We start from the raw sequence: 20011 nt of genomic DNA, 5'->3' as shown, positions 1-20011 counted from the left end.
AATTTAACACATGGAAGTGATTATTTGGTGAAGTATGCACCGTTTGGAAGATCAGAAAAAGTAGTATTGCCACCTATCTCCCGCTTAGAGGAAGCAGCTATTTACGATTATTTGGTAAACCCTATCTTAGATGCGAAATGTATCAGTTGTCATAATTCAAGTAAGAAAAAGGGTGGACTTTCACTTCAAGATACCATTGCTATGAAAAAAGGAGGAAAAAACGGAGAAGTCTATATCCCAGGAAATATAGCCAAGTCCGAAATAATTAGGCGGGTTATGTTGGATCCAACTGACGAAGATTTCATGCCTCCAGAAGGAAAGACGCCACTTACCGATGAAGAGAAAGCAATTTTGACATTTTGGATCGATAATGCCGATGCCAACTTTAAAGTGAAACTGGCCGATTTGAAAACCCCTGAAGAAATAACAAGTATAGCTTCAATCATGTTGGGTCTAGAAGACGTTACGGGTAAGAGCGGTATACCCTTACCTAATGTTCAGACTGTTAGTGGCGAAGTACTTAAGGATATAGCGAGAGAAGGGTTAAAAATAAGGGAATTAGTTTTTGAATCTGGTTTATATGAAGTAGTTCTTCCCCCGCAATTCATTACGTCCAAAAACGATAAAGATTTGGATAAAATATTGGAGAAACTGTTATCCATAAAGGATAATATTATATGGCTTTCCTTAAAAGATAATTACGTTCAGGACAGGCACTTAAAAACGATCAGTCAATTTGTAAACCTTCAAAAACTGGAGATGGATAAAAATCCGATAACGGATAGTGGCATAAAAGAAATATCGGTTAACCAGAGTATAACGGGACTCAATTTATATCAAACTAAAATTACGGCGCGGAGCTTTGAAAACTTTGCTAAAATGAAAAGTTTAGAGCGAGTTTATGCATGGAAAACAGGGATAACACAGGGGGATGTAGATAATTTCATGATAAATAGAAGTCATCCTGAAATTATATTGGGATTGAGAAATTAAAATAATTTCATAAACTAATTAGGTGTGCTGTATATTCTTTAGTTTAGAATAAAGGCGGCTGTTCTTTATTTATTCTTTTTCAATCCTAAAATGGGCTAAATTGTTATTTAAGAACAAGTCATATTTCCAAAAATAATAGTATATTTTTAAATTGATAAATGCATTAATATATGCTACAATTTTTTAAAAAAAGTTCACAATTCTATGTAAATTGATTATCTAAGATATTTTTTCAGGATCATAAAGGTTAACTTACCTACTTTATTATTTAAAACAAATTCGTGTTGAAAAGGTTGATGATAATTCTGAAATATCATATTTAACTACTAATCTTTTTTGAAGCTATATTATTCTGAAAAAACTTTTTCAGGATTACCCGCAGTTTTTAATTCCAATTTTAAACTGGCGTCCTCGGTAGCTGAAAACATACAATCTACCTTTACTTTATGTTCTCCCATGCTTAACGCAAGTAGTTCGGGGTCAATTGGTATGCTTCTGATTCTGTTCCAAGATTTATCATATAACACTACCTCATTACCTCCGTCATATTTCAGGCTTTCACCCTTGGCAATGGAAATATCTAATTCAATTTTTTTGAAGTTGTCTATCTCAAAGCTTATCTTAGAAGCATCTGTGTTCTTGGTTGTCAATATGAACTGCAGGGGTTGAGGTGAAAAAGGGTTATTATACTTAAATTCAGACCAAACTGGTTCTCCTGGTTGTCTGATTTTTAACTCATGTTCAAATCGTTCCACTGAATAAGGAGTCAAGTTCCAACTGTTTTCGGAAACTTTTTCTAAGGAAAATTCATCGTCAATATTTTCCATCCGCTTTTTTTGCTCTTTACTGAAGGCTCCGCCTAATCTTGCTTTTTCCCATTCTTTTATTTTCTCTAATATTTCATCACCAAACCCATTCTTTTTCACTAAGTCTACTGTGGTTACTAATGCATAACCAGCATCAAAAGCGGCACTCCTTGCCAACATCCATTCTATATCCTCCAAACTAGTATTCTCCCTCATGCTGAACCATCCAAGCATGGCAGGAATGAAATTTCTTCGAAAATAATCTTGATTTAATAACCTGTAGGCCGTCTGACTTTCCCTAAATCCGGCATACCAAGGTTCACCCCAATTCATACGGGTAAACATATGCCAAAAATAATGTCCCGGCCTACTGGCGTCCATTATGTAGTGATCTTTTATTTTAGGCGATAAATTATTGTACCAAGCATCTGCAAACAAAATTTCTCCATAGGCTCCCATTCCAGTAGAATAATTTCCTTCTAATCCGTCGAATGATATTTGCCTTAATCCTGTTTTGTTATATAGGTCAGCCAATCGGGTAGCCATTTCTTCAGACAAATTAATGTTAGTTAAAAAAGTTTTATATGCATGGTCTGCCAATTTAGAAATTTCATCCTCTTTTTTATGATTACTAGCTTGTGTTCCAAATGCTCCCCGTTGACAATCTAACAAAATCCAAGGTGCAGTATCTGAAACACTTTCATATCTAATTATTTCATTTCCAATTACGACTGCATGAAGGCTATTGTTGCTCATTTGGTTGAAAAAAGTTGGGTCTTTAATTTCGATATTTTTTTCTTTAGCACTTATATTATTTACGAGAACACTGGAACCCACTTTAGCAAGTCTTTTATCTGGAACTGGGGTCACATAGGGATCATTAGTAGTTATAAAGTTAGACAATGTATGGGCTCCTAGTATAATTCCAGTTTCTTCTGCTTTTTGTACACATTCCTGCATACTATCCCAATTTTCGGGAAATGCATCTTTGTGTAAATCGAAATGACCCCAATTTGTAAAAGGACCAGAATGGTATAAGTATTTTAGGCCTGCCTTTTTAGTTAACTTTATGGCATCATCTATGGTAGTCGTTCCAAAATCTTGAATTAAATATGCCGCGGTGGCAGTTTTGGCACGTTTGCTCCAAACCCCATCTATAGTAGGATGCGGTAAACCTTCAGAAAGCTCAATTTCTTCTAGTGTATTAAGCACTTCTTCCGGGGCACAACCGAATAAGGCTATTTTGGAGCCTATTATGCCGTCGTCCTTGAATGCAGGGGCTACATAATGTTCATGTCCCATTGTAGAAACTATCCTTTCTTTATCTCTATTTCTGGTATATGCCTGCAATGAACTGCCGTAATCTTTTGGCAACGCGGTATGCCCTCTATATAGAATATTCAAAGAATCTGCAATATCCACCAAACTGGTAGTTCCAAATATATCGAAGGATGGCGTAGAATCATCCTCGCTGGTTGGATATCCGCCCAACGTTCTTTTGTTCAAGGCCTGTATCCCGATTGAGAAATCCTTATTGCGGACCACTCCTACTGTTTCCCCAATGGTTTCCTTGATACTGGTCTCAAAAGGCCCCCATAGTACTAATTCGATATCATCTTTATTAGTGATAGAAGAGAGCTCAAAAGTAAGATATCGTTCCTTTTTGACTACTTTGATTTCTGCCTCGACTTCGTTTTTAGGGTATGTTAGCAGAAATACTTCTTTTCCCTCTTTTAATTCAAAAGAGCCCGGATATTCCAATTCCCCGTTAACCCTTATCGCCAGAATGGATTTGGGGTCATGGTTTGAATACACATATTTGATATTATTTTGAGAATCGGTTAAACCTGTGATTTCTCCAATTTTATTTATTCCAATAGTTAGGTTTCCAGCCTGAAAAAAAATGTCGGATTGGTTCTTACATCCAAAGGTTAGGGCCAACATACAGAATATTAAAATTTTTAAGGCAATATTTTTCATGTAGTTATTATATAGGTTAACAATGTTTTAGTGCCATTTCTAATGCCATTATCTAAACTCTAAAATCATTACTTCTCTAGGCTTTATATTAATTTTAAATTCGGATCCGTATGAATATACGTTATGTGAAAATTCAGCAGCGTTATCCAATGGGGACGAAATAACATATTCCTTTTTACCTTTAATTAACCCCAACTTGCGATCAAGTGTTAAACTATAGGTTTGAGGTTGGTCTGAAGGGTTGTGAACAGAGATGTACCCACCCTCTGTATTCCATCCTGTATATCCGTAAACTTTGGACTCTTTGGGATTACCTCCATGCATTTTAGCTCTTTTAAAATATGGAAAAGCAGACCTAACCCATTTTAAGCCTTCAGCCAAAACATCCCAATCGCTTTCTGACAGTTCGGGAGTTTTGATATAGAGTTCCACAAAACCGGTTCCTCGGGATAGATTCATCCATAAGTACTCAGCAAAAGCTTCCGGACTTTCTCCTGATTTCACCTTTTTTGGTTCATGATTAAACACAGAGTTAATTGGGAATTGAGTTTTTTCCTTTACCCATGTATCATAATAAATACCATCTCTATACACCAATTCCTCTGTTCTATTACTTCCCCCAGCTGCATCTCCCGCATTGATCATCCACACCGCATCTATGTACATTAACCACCAAGGACTAAGGTAAGCTCCGTTGGAAATTACAATATATACATTTGGGTCAATGGTGTGCTGTTTCTTAAATAGTTCCATTAGCCGCTCTGTCCCAGCAACGAGATAGTATGTCTTTAATTCATCAAATTTGGAATTATTCAAGAGGGGGTCTGATGCTGATAAACTATCAGTTCCCAACTGGGCATATAAGGTATTCCGTATTGGTAGCCATGTAGTTCAAATTCCCTAGTATTGAGATGTCCAAAGATCCCATCTAGTTTAAAGTAATTAACTCCATTTTTGGTCAATTCCAACATTCTGTCCTCCAACAATTGCATATACTTGGGTCCTGCCATGGACATCCAATTCCCTAAGGTTTCAAATCCTTGCTCCTTTAATTTCGGCACCGCCGGCTCTCCTCCTAAAAGACAGCCTGGGCTCATCCATAACCCTAATTTTGAATCTGCTATTCTCACAACGTCGAAGCTGGAAGAGAAATCTGTATCGAATTTTGAATTTACTTTCCAAACCTTGTTAGACCAGTCGGCATGTACATCTTGCCAACCATCGTCAATGACGTAGGCATTAAGCGGATCTACCTTCCGTTTTTCGATTAATTCTTGATGTACCTTGGTCACACTCCTACCAAAACTCTCCTTGTCTACATTAGTATAAAAATCAAACCAACTGTTATACTGAACCTGTAATCTGAGTGGTCTTATCCGAATCCGATCTATATAATTAAAAAATGTTTCTTGTATGTACTCGGAATCATCACCCACACCAATCACTGCTTTATGGGACGTGTATACTTCATTAGCCTTTATTTCCTTACCCCAGAGGTAGCCACAATACCCCTTTTTATCCACTACGTAATTATCTGCAGCAGGAAATTCTACACCAAAAAAGGTAGCTGATTTTGACCCGTACAGGGGTTGACCAAGACCTGGACGCCATTGTGCAGCCCCTTTAGAAGTTATTTGTTTGATTTGATAGGGTTGATAAATGTCATCAAGTGACATTGATTCAATATCTATCCGCTCTATGGTAACTGGTTTGGTAGATCTTATATTTAGATATTTATGAATATAAAAATTGTCCTTCTCTGCTTCATAATGTACCTCCACTTCCAATTGGTGCTCCTTGTTTTTTAAAAGAAAGCTAAGGGAGTTACTATCTTCATGGATTACTTTATTAAATTTAAAATCCTCTGAGGTTAATACTACGTCTGATCCCTCTATATGTGTACCTTCGGAGATCCGTAATCTAAATTCCTCTTTATCCCTTGGAAGCAATAATGTACCTGCAATTTTATTATGGACTTCCGAGGTAAATAGATGCCCGTCATCACTAATTTTTATAGTTCTTGAAATAGTTTGGTTTCCAATGGTATATTCACTTTTAGATTTGCAGCTTCCTGCAATAAACAGGAATAAGATAATAAATAGCTTTATTAGATATTTCATTTAAATTATTTATAAAGTTGATTATTTAGTATTAGTTACTTAGTTTTTAAGGAAATTGTTTTTAATGAGAAAAAAGTCAACACCCAATGCAAACATAGTATTAGTCATTTTTGCTTCTTTGTTGTTCCCAACAAACTGTAAGCGTATAACAAAGGAATTGTTCACTGGTTCGCATTCTCCTAGGTTTAAATACGGATTTATAATTCCTGCATGATTAGAATAAAGGTCTTGACTATTTTTTTTGATTCCGTTCACATAGACGTCAAACATGCCGCTGTTAGGGCCAACAGCAGTACATAGAAAGATTTGGGAGGTTTCAAATTGTTCTGTAATATGGAACTCTACAAAGTCACCTGGCTTCTCAAACCATAGATTTTTAAGTTCCCCAGAGCTTAATTCTCCCCACATTGGAATTTCACTGTGATTTTCCTTTACTCCTTCGCTTTTATTAGCTACAGAAAGTATTTCGGCTTCTATGGCTCCGTCCACAATATATTGAGACCCCTTTGCTTTTTCTATTTCCATTTCCAAATCCTCTATAGTGGGTAACTTGGCAGAAGCAAAAGAGGGTAGTGCAGGCTTATTATGGGTTACCCCAGGGATCCCATACCAGAAGGTGATTTGTGAATATTGTAGGAAATGGGATTTGCTACGCCTTCCACATGAGGATTCCATATCAAATTTAATTTGATCTCTAAAAGGAATGGCATCCAATACGCGCGTACGCGTACAAACATTATAACCTTTGGATCTTTCCCCAACAATAATATTACCCAAAAATGGTTTTGAAAATTGATCTTTTGGGGTAGGAACCACTCCACCGGCCCAGCCGTAATAATCTTCCGTACCTGTACCAAAGTGAGACGGAAAGTTTCTATCCAAATCATCATCTATATATATTTTTTCATCACCTTCTCCCCACCAGCCTTCTATTGGGTTAAGTACCGTCCACTCGTCTCCCACAATTACCCCTTTTCCCGTTGCACTCAAGAAATTATAATCAAACAATGGAAAGGTAGGAGTAGGGTCATCCATTTGCCATGTAGCGTAAAAATGCATGGAATTGGGGGTCCATTCCATTTGTTTGGTGGTAACGGAAATATTAACGGTTACCTCTTCGTTTCCCAAATTCTGAACCAGCAACTGTCCATTATTTTTATAAGGCATTACCCATCGACAGATCATGTTCCCATCCTCTGTAACAGAACGCTCCCACATATCGTAGCTTTGGACCTTTCCTACATTATTAAAAAAGTCGCCCACTGGAGCCCAAATGGTTTCTTTATTGTCAAAATTTGAACGAAGAACCACAGACCGCAACGCTTGGGCCATATCGGAGGTATTCGACAACTTTATTTGAAACTCTTGAACAGCTTGATTTCCCTTTGGCAGGTTTACAACTAAGGTTTCCATAGGGGCAATTGATTTTTTCAATTTTTTTTCAATTCCTTTAGCAGGACTATATTCTGTTAATATTTTTCCCACCTTATTTCGTAAGTCTTTGGTATTATCAAAGTCTTCCATGGTAAATGTTTTCACCTTCGTGTCAGATGGATATTTTCTATAGTTAATTATATTATAGAAGGCTTTTTTGTCCATTGTTATTTTACAGCCCTTGGCATAGGGTATCGGGAAATATAAATTACCTGCCCTAGCTGTTTCATCTGCAAAGGGTGGTTGTACAAAATCATTTCCTTTCACAAGATCGAAAAAGTTCGTTGATATAACCGGTTCTGGATTTCCATCCAAGTAGATATTAATATTGGCGCCCAAAGTGTTGTCCAGTCCATAGTAAAAGGCGACGGCCCAAATTTTAGTTATTACACCAGGCCCTTCATCTTCCATCAATACCCATTCCTTTTTTCCGTTTAATTCCTCAGTCCTGATATAGGAAACACCATCACTATCCGCAAACCAGCCCGGTAAATCAGGGGAAACTGACTCCCTATTATAGCTACTTGCCTGTTTGGATTTATAGTTGGATGTTGGAAACTGGGTAATCAAATCGCGATCTACCATTTCTTCCAATAAGGTTGTGATGTTTACCTCGGTCTCTTGGGCATACAAACTGGGACCGATGAATAAATGAAATATAATCATTATTAATCCCAGTGAAGTTGTTATATGTTTCATAAACTCAAAGTTGCGTGTTGAAAATTAGTTGATAACAAAAACAAGTTTAAAATATATTGTCAAGATTTTCGTCTTTAAGGGAAGATTGGGACATCCCAAACTCCATTAATATAGACTAATGACCATTGATACAATACCAATAGGTTCAATCTCAACATCATTATAGATAATGGAATAATCCCTGTTCCAATTATTGAATTTTTATAAGTTTTGCTCTACCATTATTTACTGCCACTACAAGTGCTTTCTGGTTCCCATATCCAATGAGTTTTAATTCCTTAACATCTTGAGAAATGTTTAGTCCTGATCTCACCATAGGTACAGGCTCAAAAATAAACTTGCCTTGTCCTTTTAGAAATAAACCCAAACTAGCATCATTTCTTGTGGTTTCTATCTCTGACCCATATAGATTACCAGCAATTACAATATCTTTTATTCCGTCATTGTCAAAATCATAAATCACGGAACTATTTATATTAGAAATTTGGGCTAAATCTGGCAATGGTCTAATTTCATATTTACCATTTCCCAAATTTTCCATACTAATACTTGCAAAGGTTTTGGCTTCATAATGCAGGGCTTTTTCTAAATTAGAATCACCATATACTTCCCGGAGGGTGGAAGAAGCAAACTCATTGTAGGTTGCGAATTTCTTTTTTATCTCTGGAATTTGTTGAGAGGAACAAGACCGACCTCTAAGCGGATATTGTGTGCCGTAGTTATAATAACTCAACACTATATCGTTCTTGCCATTTTCATCAAAATCACCATAGTGCACTGAAAATGGTTCGTTTTCTTTTGCCTTGTATTTGTAGTTTAATCCTAAATTTCCGAATACATAATCTTCATCACCGTCGCCATCCAAATCACCATTCGAAATACTGAACCACCATCCGGTGGTATTTTGCAAATTGAATTTTTCGGTACTGTTCTTAAATTGCCCTTCAACATTTTCCAAAACGGTAATGGGCATCCACATACCAGTAATCAACAAATCCAAATCACCATCCCCGTCGAAGTCCGTCCATACGGCATCTGTCACCATACCCAACTTATCCAGCACATTTGTATCGGTTTTTACAAAGCTCAATGTTCCGGTCTCCACAAGCTGATTTTTTAACAGATAACTATCAGCCGGTTCTGGATAATGACCTGGAACTTGTCTTCCGCCGACGAATAGATCTAAATCACCATCATTGTCATAATCCGCCACCTTAACCCTTGACCCACTAGCATTAATATCGGGAAGAGCTCCTTCAGATAGTTTGAAATTACCATTCCCATCGTTTAGATACAACCTGTCTTGGTAGTTTTCAGAATCCAGTTCAAACTCATTTCCGCCAGAAACCACATATAAGTCTTGGTCTCCATCATTGTCGGCATCAAAAAAAACGGCTCCCATATCCTCCCGGTTAAGGTCTGGAATAAGCTTTAAGGGACTTTCTATAAAAGAGCCTGAGGCTTGTTGCTTATATAGTTTTCCTAAACTTTCATTTGGGCCACCAATATAAAAATCCTCCAAACCATCACTATTAATATCTGCGACAGCAATCCCTGAACCTAAAGTAGACATGCGATGAGGCAGTAATACCTCACGCCCAAAATCGTCAAACTTATTCTCTTTATGTATATAACTTATTTTGGCGGTATCAGTAACATCTTCAAATAGTAATAAACCCGATTTGTCGGAAGGCTGCTTGCTGTTTTCGGCCCCATTAAGATCATATTCCAATGTTTGGTTTACCGTAATATTTTTATATAAGGATGTCTGACCATTAAACCAGTCAATTCTTAAACTGTCTATATTGCTAATTTGATTTAAACCAAAATGAATTACATCCTCACTACTGGAGTTTATTCCACGAGCATTGGTCAATTGTGAGGTTTGTACTCCGTTTTTATGAAATAAGGAAATCCTTGTTCCAAAAAAGCTTTGAAGAACCTCTCCCTTTTTTAATTTTATCCTTAAATAATTGTTCGCCTTATTTTCAGAAATATTGTTTTTATATATGTAAGCAACCTCATCAATATTGTTTATGACCAGATCTAAATCCCCATCATTATCTAAATCCCCATAGGCAGCACCTGTGGAAAATGTCTTCTGGGACAAGCCCCATTCATCAGATGTTTTTTCAAACATCAGACCATTTATATTCCGATACATATAATTCTGAATTTTTTCAGAAGGAAAGAAAGACAGCAACTTCTCCAAACTGGCATACTTCCAAACATCAAAGTTTTTGTTATTCTCCTTATTGTATTTCCTATCGATTTCACCTATATATTCATCCAACTTCTTTAGTGCATCAGTGTTTCCAATCTCATGTCGTATACCGTTGGTAACAAAAAGATCCAGTTGACCGTCATTATCAAAGTCGGCCAATAAAGGTGACCAACTCCAATCCGTACTAGAAATACCGGCCATTTGGGCTATTTCACTAAATAGCAAATTACCATGAACATCTACCCCGTTATTTAGTTGTAGTGTATTGAACATGTACTGATAATGTCCACCTCGACTTACATTGTTCCAAAATTCAGTTGGATTCATAGAACCCATGTTACTTTTTAGCCTATAGTTATCCTCTGCCACCATATCGAGCACCACAAGATCTAACCAACCATCGTTGTTAATATCGCCCACATCGGTTCCCATACTGAAGTAGGAGGTATGCTTTATATTTTCGTATATTTTATTGGTAAATGTTCCATCCCTGTTGTTGATATAAAAAAAATCGGGGCCTTCATAATCATTTGCAACATATATATCTTGCCATCCATCATTATCAAAATCTGCAATACTAGAACTCAATCCATATCCAAAATTACTTACCCCTCCATTGTTAGGTGTTTCAACAAAGCGATTATCAATATTTTCTAGCAATCTATAATTTTGAGTGGGTGTAATTTTTTTTTCATTGTTTGGAGGGGCCATAAACGAAGAGTTCTTAGGTTGATTCACCAATAAAACATCGAAATCCCCATCTCTGTCGAAATCAAAAAAATTAGCTTCTGTGGTTCTATTTTTATCGTTTAAATTGTACTTCACCGCTGATTCGGTAAAAGTAAGATCCCCATTATTTATATAAAGTTCGTTCTCTCTCAATTCTTCCTTTTCATCATAGAGGCTTTTGCATACATAGATATCCTTATATCCATCATTGTTGATATCGACCATACTTACATGTGTAGACCAGCCCCCTTTCACCAAAATTCCGGCGGCAAGCGTTATGTCCTCGAATTTTAGATTGCCTTTATTGAGATATAACTTATCTCCCACTTGATTTCCTGTAAAATATATATCCAGAAGTCCATCATTATTGATATCGCCAATAGCTACTCCACCTCCCTTGTAAAAACCCTTGTAAACGAAAATATTGTTTTCATTGGTTTGATGAAGTTGGTTATTGAAATAAATATTGGTTTCAGAGGCATCTAGCAATGAAAATACTGTTTCTCCGTTGTTATTTGCTCTTAAATCTTGGGAGTAACAAGGTATAGTAAGAACAAAAATGGAAATGGTTTGAATAATGGTAATTCCTCTAATCATTTTAAGTGTATTATTTTTATTTCTGATTAGTCTTCGATTAAATTCTCCTATAATCTGCCAAAGTAATAAAACGCCTCCCTCACGGTCAATAGAATTTCAATTGTAAATATATAAGCATTGGCAAATCAAATAGCACTTTCCTTATAAGTCCTGCTATCATGTAAATGCGCTATACATTTTAACAAATTATACCTTCCCTACCATTACTTATCCATTTTATACCTATCTGGTATATTATTCACTTTATACTAAAAACCTCATTAATAGGTGATATTTTTTGATACATTTATAACAAGTGATATAGGGTGTTTGTAATATTTGGGTGATAAATTATATTTACAAACTATTTTATAGTTCTAAAATTTACTATCATTTCAGGGCCAGCTTCTCTTCCTTTGCCTTGATAATCAAATTCAATTACGTTATCACCGTCTGATACGGAAAGATAACCTTCGGATATCAAAACCTCATTTTTAATATCAAGATCCTTAGAGAAATGTTTATAGGTTTCATTTCCTTCATTTAATATAAAATCACCTGGTGATAATGTAAACGGTATCATAATTTTTTTTGGTCCTACCTTTAGGTAAATTCCTTTTACGTTTTCTTTCGATTCTTTAGGAAGACGAATTACGAATTGTAAGTTTTGATTTGGCCCTGCACAAAAATATTTCCAAATAGCAGCTGTAGGTTGTCCTGGCTCTGTGGTCATATTCGTATGTCTATAATCTAAAGATACAGGCGCGTCCGGACTACTTTTTAATATTGAAGATGGCAAACTATTAGAATCATCTTCTCCTTGAGTTCTTCCTCCTTCTGGTGCCCACGATTCAATAAAAACTAAATTAATACTATCCTTATTCTTCTCCAGACCATAGAAAGTATACGGATCACGTAGTTTTTCTTTTTGTGCTTCTGTAAAAAGACCATTCATTCTTGCATCTTCCCATTTTTTAATTTCCGTTAAAATAGAACTAGCTTCTTTATTTATTTCTTCAATATTAGGGCTTATGTAAAAATCCACCCCCGCATCGTAACCAGCACACAAACCCATGACCCATTCTATATCTTTTTTTGTGGTTTTTGCATTGATACTAAATTGTCCCATTTTGCGAGGTAACAAGTCTTCTTTTAAGGCTTGTTGTACATTCAATCTGTGGCTTAAATGTGCTTCTCTAAAATTATCAGATGTCCAAGGTTCGCCCCAACTTTGATTTGCAAAATAATGCCAACCAAAATGTGTAACATCCGATGAATTCGCTACAATATTTGGATTTTTTAAGTTATCAAAGAAAACCTTTACAAAACGATCACTTCCATAGCGTCCATGTCCAGAAGCAAGCCCGCCTTCTATACCATCAAAGCTGATTCTTTTTAGATTAGCCTCATTATAGAAGTTAGCTAGGTTTTTCGCCATTTGATCCTGCAAGTTAATATCTGGGAAAAATACTTTGTAACCATGAGACATTAGTCTGCTTACTTTTTCTCCTTTTTTGTGCTTAACAGCTTTAGTGCCAAAGGCACCTCGTTTACAATCTTTTAAAACCAATTTACCTTCTGCAGTTGCAAAAGAATACTCTATAATTTCATCTCCTATTCTAACCGCTGTATGCTCGCGCCACCTAGGGTTAACCTTTTCAATATTTGGCTCATGGTATGCCGGACGCACGTTCTCATCCTGTAATAATAATTCGATATCATTTTCAGTTATACTTTCTTCAAGTTTAGTGATACCAGCCAAAACTAGACCAGGATCAGGTATAGGAGAAACTAATGGATCATTTGTAGTAATAAAATTTGTTAGTGTATGAGCTCCTAGATTGATACCACGTTTTTCCGCTATATCTGAACACTCCCTAACCGATTGATACCCTTTGGGAAAATCTTTATCATCCAGCAGAAAAGTTCCCCATGTTTTAAAAATGCCACCATGATAGATTGATGAAATACCAGCTTTTTCCGCTATATCAATGCAATCTTCGATATTATTTATATTGTAGGACATGATGAATTTTGACGAACTAGAGTATTTCGAAACCTTATTCCAGACATTTTTGGTTTTAATGTAAGGTAAGTTTTCGTTTAAAACGATTTCTTCCACAACATCCAATAATTTACCTGCAGGGACACAATATAATGCAAATTTAGCACCTATTATTTCAGCATCGCTATCCTTAACAGGTACAGCCTGTCCTAACTTCTGTTCCCAATTATCTACAGTATGAAACTTGGAGCGATCACGAACAAAACCAGTTAAGCTTGCACCTCCTTCAATTCTCTTTGCAGCATTTCCAAATCTTTCTCTCGTTGTAATTTCAAATCCCCCACGACTCTTAAGATTTAATCCCATTAATCCGATAGCCGTTTTATCATCATAGGCTATCCCAATTGATTGACCTATTTTTTCTGAAGGTAAGACATGATAGGGACCCCAAATAACCTTCTCAATTGATTCTCCACCTTTAACTTTAACAATTTCAAAAGTTATATAGTTGTTTTTACTATTAATATTCATATTAATTTCAGCTTCCAGTCCATTAAATTTCAATATCAATATTTCTCCATCATATACCCAACTTGAAATGGGATATTTTACACCATTGCTCTGAATGGTTAATAGGGATTTATTATACCCCTTAATCAATAGATTTTCACCTGACTCCTTTTCTAATAATTCCGTTAATTTACCTTGGTTGTCAAGAGACAATTTGAAATAATCGGTTTCGATAAATATATTGTCCTGAGAATGATTACAAGCAGTTATACCTATTACAGATAATAATATCCAAAATAGTTTAGCCATTATTTTATATTGCATTTACTAAATTCTTATTTAACTAAATTTTTTAATTAATTACTTCATAATAATCGAAGAGGGACGGATTTCTTATACTTTAAAATATAAAGCGACACCCTTCCTACCAATCGATTTTGATATTTACTTTAATTTGTGGCACATTGTTTTAAATTTTGCTGTTCACTTGATTCCATTTTAAAGAACACTACTTTTGAATTATAAAAAGAGGTTGAAAATATTCAACCTCTTAGTCAACCAACATAAAACTAACTCAACACTTAACTAATCAGATTTTTTATTGTAAGGGATCAAAATCCCCTCCTGGCCATCCAGCGGTTTGTTGTAGGTTAGGATTTTTATTTAAATCGTCTTGAGGAATATCAAAGAAATAATAGTTGTCTAAATATTTTATTGGGTCCCCATCTTCATCAACACTTCCAAATCGTTCTAAGCTCCTTAACTTTGTAGTAAAGTAGGTATTGTAGACCGAAGGGTCATCTAAATTGATACTACCATCCAAGATACCTGCTTCTAATATTTTCCTATCGTCTAGAATTTCATTAGTTGGACTAAGTGCATCAAAAGCGGCTGTCTTAGTGATTTCATACCCATATCTATGCGTGCCATTAATTGTTTCATACATTCTACGTCTTCGTAGATCTGCTGATCGTTTCCCTTCAAAAACCAACTCCAATCTTCTTTCAAGCATAATTGCGTCGCGTAGTAGATCTTGGTCCATTCCAGCTTGTAACCCATAAAGATTATCTCCACCTTCCTCTATTCCTGCTCTAGAACGAATTTGGATTAATATGTCATACGCCAAACCTGAATTTGAAATTTCATTTGCTGATTCTGCTAAATTTAATAGCACCTCTGCATATCGAATCTCAATCCAGTCTGTTGGAGAGCTTAAACTAGCAGCTCCGCCCTCCAATGTGCCATCAACAGCTTTCCTACAATTAAAACTAGTAGCTGTAATTCTTGAGTTTGCTTGGCCTTCTATTGCACTTTCTTGAAAAGTCCATTCTAAATCGCTTGTCCTATTTGGTGCTGGGTTGTTCAACGGCCATATTGACCCGTTCCAAGCTATAGTTGCTTCAAATCTGGGATCTCTATTCAACCAGAGTGTTGTGGGATCATAGGAATAGATAGATGTAGGATCGTCGATTGCCTTACCGTCTTTCATTGGAAATGCGTCTACTAATTGTTTTGTTGGCTTATCATAGGATTCCCCATTAGTTCCAACGATAAATGGACGACACCCAGCCTCACGATTATGAGGTCTATCCAAAGAATATTTTCTAACCATAATGGCTTCAACATTGTTAGCTCCTTCATCAAACCATAATTTCTCATAATCGGGATGTAATCCTTTACCAATTGATTCCAAATAAATTTTCGCTTCATTATTGGCATCAAATGCTGCTTGCCACCGCCCCTTATCTTGAGCAGGATCAAATTGTTCACTAGCATAGTGAAGTAATACCCTTCCTTTAAACGCCATGGCTGCTCCTTTTGTAATTCTACCATAATCTGAAGAATCGTAACTTTCAGGTAAGTCAAGAATAGCATTATCTAAATCTAAAATAATCTGATCAATACATTCTGAGGTTTTGTTTCGGGGTATTTGAAGCGCACTTATATCGGATTGGTCCTTTACTTCCAGTACTAAAGGCACTCCTCCGTAGGTAGACACTAATTTGAAATAAAGATATGCCCTGAAAAATAATGCCTGTGCCTTCATTTGATCTTGATCTTCGATACTGATGCTACCAGAGCCAACATCTCTTAACAATAAATTAATGTCCTTTATTGTATTATAACTTCCGGAATAACGATTTTGTGAACTTGGAGAAGCTTCTCCATACATTAAGGCATCTGGTCCTTGGGCATCATCGGTCATTCTTGATGCATTTACGTCCCATCCAGGCAAGGCTCTTAGGTATATGTTGTTTAAAAACCCCTCGGCAAGATGTGAATCGTTCCAAATAACATCTGAACTAATTGCACCTAAATCTTTCTTTTCCAGTACGTCTTCACTACATTGCAAAAACAGTAGGGAACAAAGTATCCAAATTTTACTTATATTTTTTGATTTCATCATTCTATTTTTTAAAAAGTAACATTGATTCCTAAACTGTAGGTTCTATTTACAGGAATGCCTCTCCCGCTTGTTTCTGGATCAAACTGATCTATTTTGCTATAAATCATAAATAAGTTTGTACCATTAGCAAAAATATTTATCCGCTCTGCCCCAATTTTAGAAGAAATATTATCAGGGATATCATAGGCTAGATTTACATTTTTAAGTCTCAGGAAATCTGCATCTAGAAGCCAAAATGTTGAATTCCAATCTGCTGCTGGTGACCCGAACCTTGGTAGGGCACCATTGGTATTAGTTGGGCTCCAAGCATCTAACCATTGTGTATGTGAAGAGTTACCAATATCACCAAATTGAAACCTATTGTTGGCAGGTTGGTACTTTTGATGCCCAGCAAAACCTTGAGCAAAAGTTTGTAGAGTAAATCGTTTATAATTTAGATTTAGCCTGATACCGTAATTTATCGGAGGGTTCGAAGCTGAGCCTATATAACTTTGATCGTTTCCATCAATTATACCGTCAGGAGTATTTCCATTAGGATCATCTTGGGGATTACTTCTTAAATCTTTATAATAAAGTGCCCCTATTTGTGGAACCGCTCCGTTAATTTTATATCCAGAAGCTATTAAGGCATCCAATTGTGCTTGGTCCCGTATTATGCCTTCTACAGTATACCCAAATATCCTGCTGGTACCGTGTCCGTTTAGCAACTCGTATGGTCTTCGAGTTTCCGGCTCATCCAAAGTTGCGTATTCATCTTTGGCGTATCCTAAATTAAATCCAATATCATAATAAAAATCATCCCCTAGCTTATCCTTATAAGATGTAACCATTTCAAAGCCCTTGATATTGATCCCTCCGTAATTTGTTGGCCCTAAGGTTAATCCTGAGGAGCTAGGAATAAATAACTGTCTACTTCCATACAAATCCGTTTTCTTATTATAGAAATAATCTAATGAAGCGGACAATTTACTTTTTAACAATTGAATATCTAATCCCAAGTTAAAAGAACTTTGTTTCTCCCAGGTTATAAACAAATCTGGTTGTGCACCAATAACAGCCGAGTTGGAAATAGATTCATTTTCCCCGAAAACAGGCCCTAATCCACCAACGTTATAACTTTGAATGTAAGGGAAATTAGAATTACCAACATCATCGTTTCCTGTTGTACCGAAGGAAGATCTTATCTTGAAAAAATTAATAAAATCCAGTTTGCTGTTGAAAAATTCTTCCTCACTAACAATCCAACCTAAAGACACGGATGGAAAAAATCCCCAACGTTCATCTTTAGCAAATTTTGTAGATCCATCATATCTAAAAGAGGAGTTTATGAAAATTTTCTCTTTATAATTGTAACCCATACCACCAATATAGGAAGCTCTACCAAATTCCGCTCCACCACCATTGGCAAATTGACTTTCCACTGCTGGGTCCGTAGCAAATAATTGGGTTACAAATTCGGTTTGTAGACCTCTTCTTCTAGCCCAAAAGTTTCTATCAAATCTTTCAAATGCCTCGTAATTTAAAAAGGCATTAATGGTGTGGTTATCACCAAAGCTATTTTCATACCCTATTCGAGCATTAAACTGATAAGAATCCTCTTCTGCTGTTCTTTCTTCCAAACTGTCCGAGTCTGCACCGTCATCACTACGTAAGCGTACACCAAGAACTTCATCTGTCAGTAAAAATCTATTGTTCGGATCAACTCCAAAAGTAACATCTTCCACAATTTTCCTTAATAGCGTTTCATCTCTTCTAATATTAAGTTTGTTATATGTTGCGCCAATAGTTAGACCTTCTAAAAATGGCGCAGTATAGTTAACATCTATAATTGTACCTATATTTCTAGAAGTTCGTTCTCTATTCCCAGCCCCACCATCTGCCAAATGAACAGGATTCCAGCCGTTGAAATTGGCTACATACTCACCATTATGAACCCCAGGGCCCCATGCTCCAGTTCTATTGGCAGTTCTATAGAAATCTCCAAAATCGTCGTCACTACCATTCCATCTCCAATAAAATTCATCTCTAACATCATTATTGGTGTTCATATTTATTGAAACATTTAGGTCGTCCGTGATATCTGCAGACACCTTCGCTCTAAAGTTTGTTTTTTTATAGGATAGTTTGCTAAAATCTCCCGTCTGTTTAACATATGACCCAGACATAAAATAGTTGATCTTTTCTGATCCTCCAGATGCGGTAATTGCTACTCTGTTTAAAAGAGGGTTCGTAGCTGATTGATCTGCAAATGAGCCCCAGTCGTTTGCTCTTAGAAAGTCCATTTCTGCCTGACTAAACCTGCTGGGGTCATCTTGGGGAATACCATTAAAATCTCTTTGATTTTCAATAATCCTTGCTTGTTCAAAAGCAGTAGTCATAGGCGGTACATTTGTGGGTTCTGTAGTACCAACAGTTGAAGTTAGGTTTATTACTGTTTTGCCTGATTTTCCTGAATGAGTATTAACAAGGACGACTCCATTTGCCGCTCTAGCACCGTAGACAGCAGCGGAGGCAGCATCTTTCAAAACTGTTATACTCGCTACTTCACTTACATCTAAAGCATCAAAGATTGATTTGGATGCAATTACATTATCAATTACATAAAGAGGTTCATTACTACCGGCAAATTGTCCTGATGTTGCACCCCTTACAGTGATCTGAGAAGTACTTCCTGGCTTACCATTAGTCTGCGCAATATTCACCCCAGCTAATCTACCTGCAATTGCATTACCTAAAGAGGTGGCAGGAATCTCATTTAGTTCTTCCGTACTCACGGTGACAACTGAACTAGTAAGCTCTCTTTTAATAGTCGTACCATACCCGACAACAACAACTTCATCCAAAGAATTGATGTCTTCTTTCATGATTACATTTATAGTATTGTTAAGGCCGACTTCAAGGTCTTGACTTTTTAGTCCTAAATAAGAGAATCGAAGTATATCACCTTGATTAGCCGTTATACTGTAGTTCCCATCAAAATCAGATTGGGCGCCTTTATTAGTTCCTACTACTAAAATGTTCACTCCAGGGAGAGGAGAACCAGTCTCGTCCGTTATTACCCCAGAAATTGTGCCTTGAACATTTTCTATTGATTTATTGAACATTGGACTGCCCAAAATAGAAAAAGAAGTAAATGCTACTAAAATAAAGAGAAAGACCTTTATCTTATAAGCACTACTTTTTCTGTGCTTCTTTAAATTGTTTAAATTCATTTTTAAGGTTTTGATTGTTATTTAATCCTTTGTTTGGATATCTCTAATTTTAGAATATCTCTGTCCAAGTAGTCAATTGGGACTTTTTATGATCCAAAAATTATTAATACGTAAGTCATGCTTATTATATTTAGTATATGTTTTTAACACTATTAGTTAGAATTGAATGGTTATTTAGTTTTCTTACTGCGATGTTAACATATAATTAACTCTAAATCGACCTAAAGGGAAAATTGGGACTGGAAAACATAAAAAAAATTGTCCTAATGAGCATTAGGACGTTACAAATAGGGAAGACATTAGTGAAACTGGTAGC

General features: G+C 36.2%; 9 protein-coding genes. 1 reads left to right on the top strand and 8 read right to left on the bottom strand.

Annotated elements, in window-relative coordinates; all coding sequences use genetic code 11:
* Positions 1 to 993 (top strand): c-type cytochrome domain-containing protein (locus tag G466_RS0111015; protein WP_026813716.1); only part of this gene is annotated, 993 nt, incomplete at its 5' end.
* A 347-nt stretch (positions 994 to 1340) separates the two neighbouring features.
* Here the strand turns inward: G466_RS0111015 and G466_RS21830 are convergent.
* The 8 genes from G466_RS21830 to G466_RS0110980 form a co-directional block, all read right to left on the bottom strand.
* On the bottom strand, positions 1341 to 3779 hold the full coding sequence (locus G466_RS21830; protein WP_051315615.1) for a hypothetical protein: 2439 nt from the start codon (positions 3777 to 3779) through the stop codon (positions 1341 to 1343).
* 48 nt (positions 3780 to 3827) lie between these two features.
* Positions 3828 to 4595 carry a hypothetical protein gene (locus G466_RS23145; protein WP_051315614.1) on the bottom strand — a complete coding sequence of 256 codons (768 nt, stop codon included), beginning with the start codon at positions 4593 to 4595 and terminating at the stop codon, positions 3828 to 3830.
* Entirely contained in the window at positions 4592 to 5899 is a 1308-nt protein-coding gene (locus G466_RS23140; protein WP_051315613.1) for an alpha-galactosidase, read from the bottom strand. Before G466_RS23140 ends, G466_RS23145 begins: the two co-directional genes overlap by 4 nt.
* A 39-nt stretch (positions 5900 to 5938) precedes the next feature.
* Positions 5939 to 8032: a glycoside hydrolase family 172 protein gene (locus G466_RS23135; protein WP_051315612.1), complete on the bottom strand. Its 2094-nt coding sequence runs from the start codon at positions 8030 to 8032 to the stop codon at positions 5939 to 5941.
* A 190-nt stretch (positions 8033 to 8222) separates the two neighbouring features.
* On the bottom strand, positions 8223 to 11582 hold the full coding sequence (locus G466_RS21815; protein ID WP_034235339.1) for a VCBS repeat-containing protein: 3360 nt from the start codon (positions 11580 to 11582) through the stop codon (positions 8223 to 8225).
* A gap of 343 nt (positions 11583 to 11925) precedes the next feature.
* Entirely contained in the window at positions 11926 to 14400 is a 2475-nt protein-coding gene (locus G466_RS0110990; protein ID WP_026813715.1) for a hypothetical protein, read from the bottom strand.
* 274 nt (positions 14401 to 14674) lie between these two features.
* Positions 14675 to 16483: a RagB/SusD family nutrient uptake outer membrane protein gene (locus G466_RS0110985; RefSeq protein ID WP_026813714.1), complete on the bottom strand. Its 1809-nt coding sequence runs from the start codon at positions 16481 to 16483 to the stop codon at positions 14675 to 14677.
* A gap of 8 nt (positions 16484 to 16491) precedes the next feature.
* Complete coding sequence (locus G466_RS0110980; RefSeq protein WP_026813713.1) at positions 16492 to 19695, bottom strand: SusC/RagA family TonB-linked outer membrane protein; 3204 nt, start codon at positions 19693 to 19695, stop codon at positions 16492 to 16494.
* Between the last annotated feature and the right edge of the window lie 316 nt (positions 19696 to 20011).

This window comes from Arenibacter certesii DSM 19833, from assembly GCF_000429545.1.
GTDB lineage: Bacteria > Bacteroidota > Bacteroidia > Flavobacteriales > Flavobacteriaceae > Arenibacter > Arenibacter certesii.
This window is presented reverse-complemented; position numbering and strand designations above follow the sequence as displayed.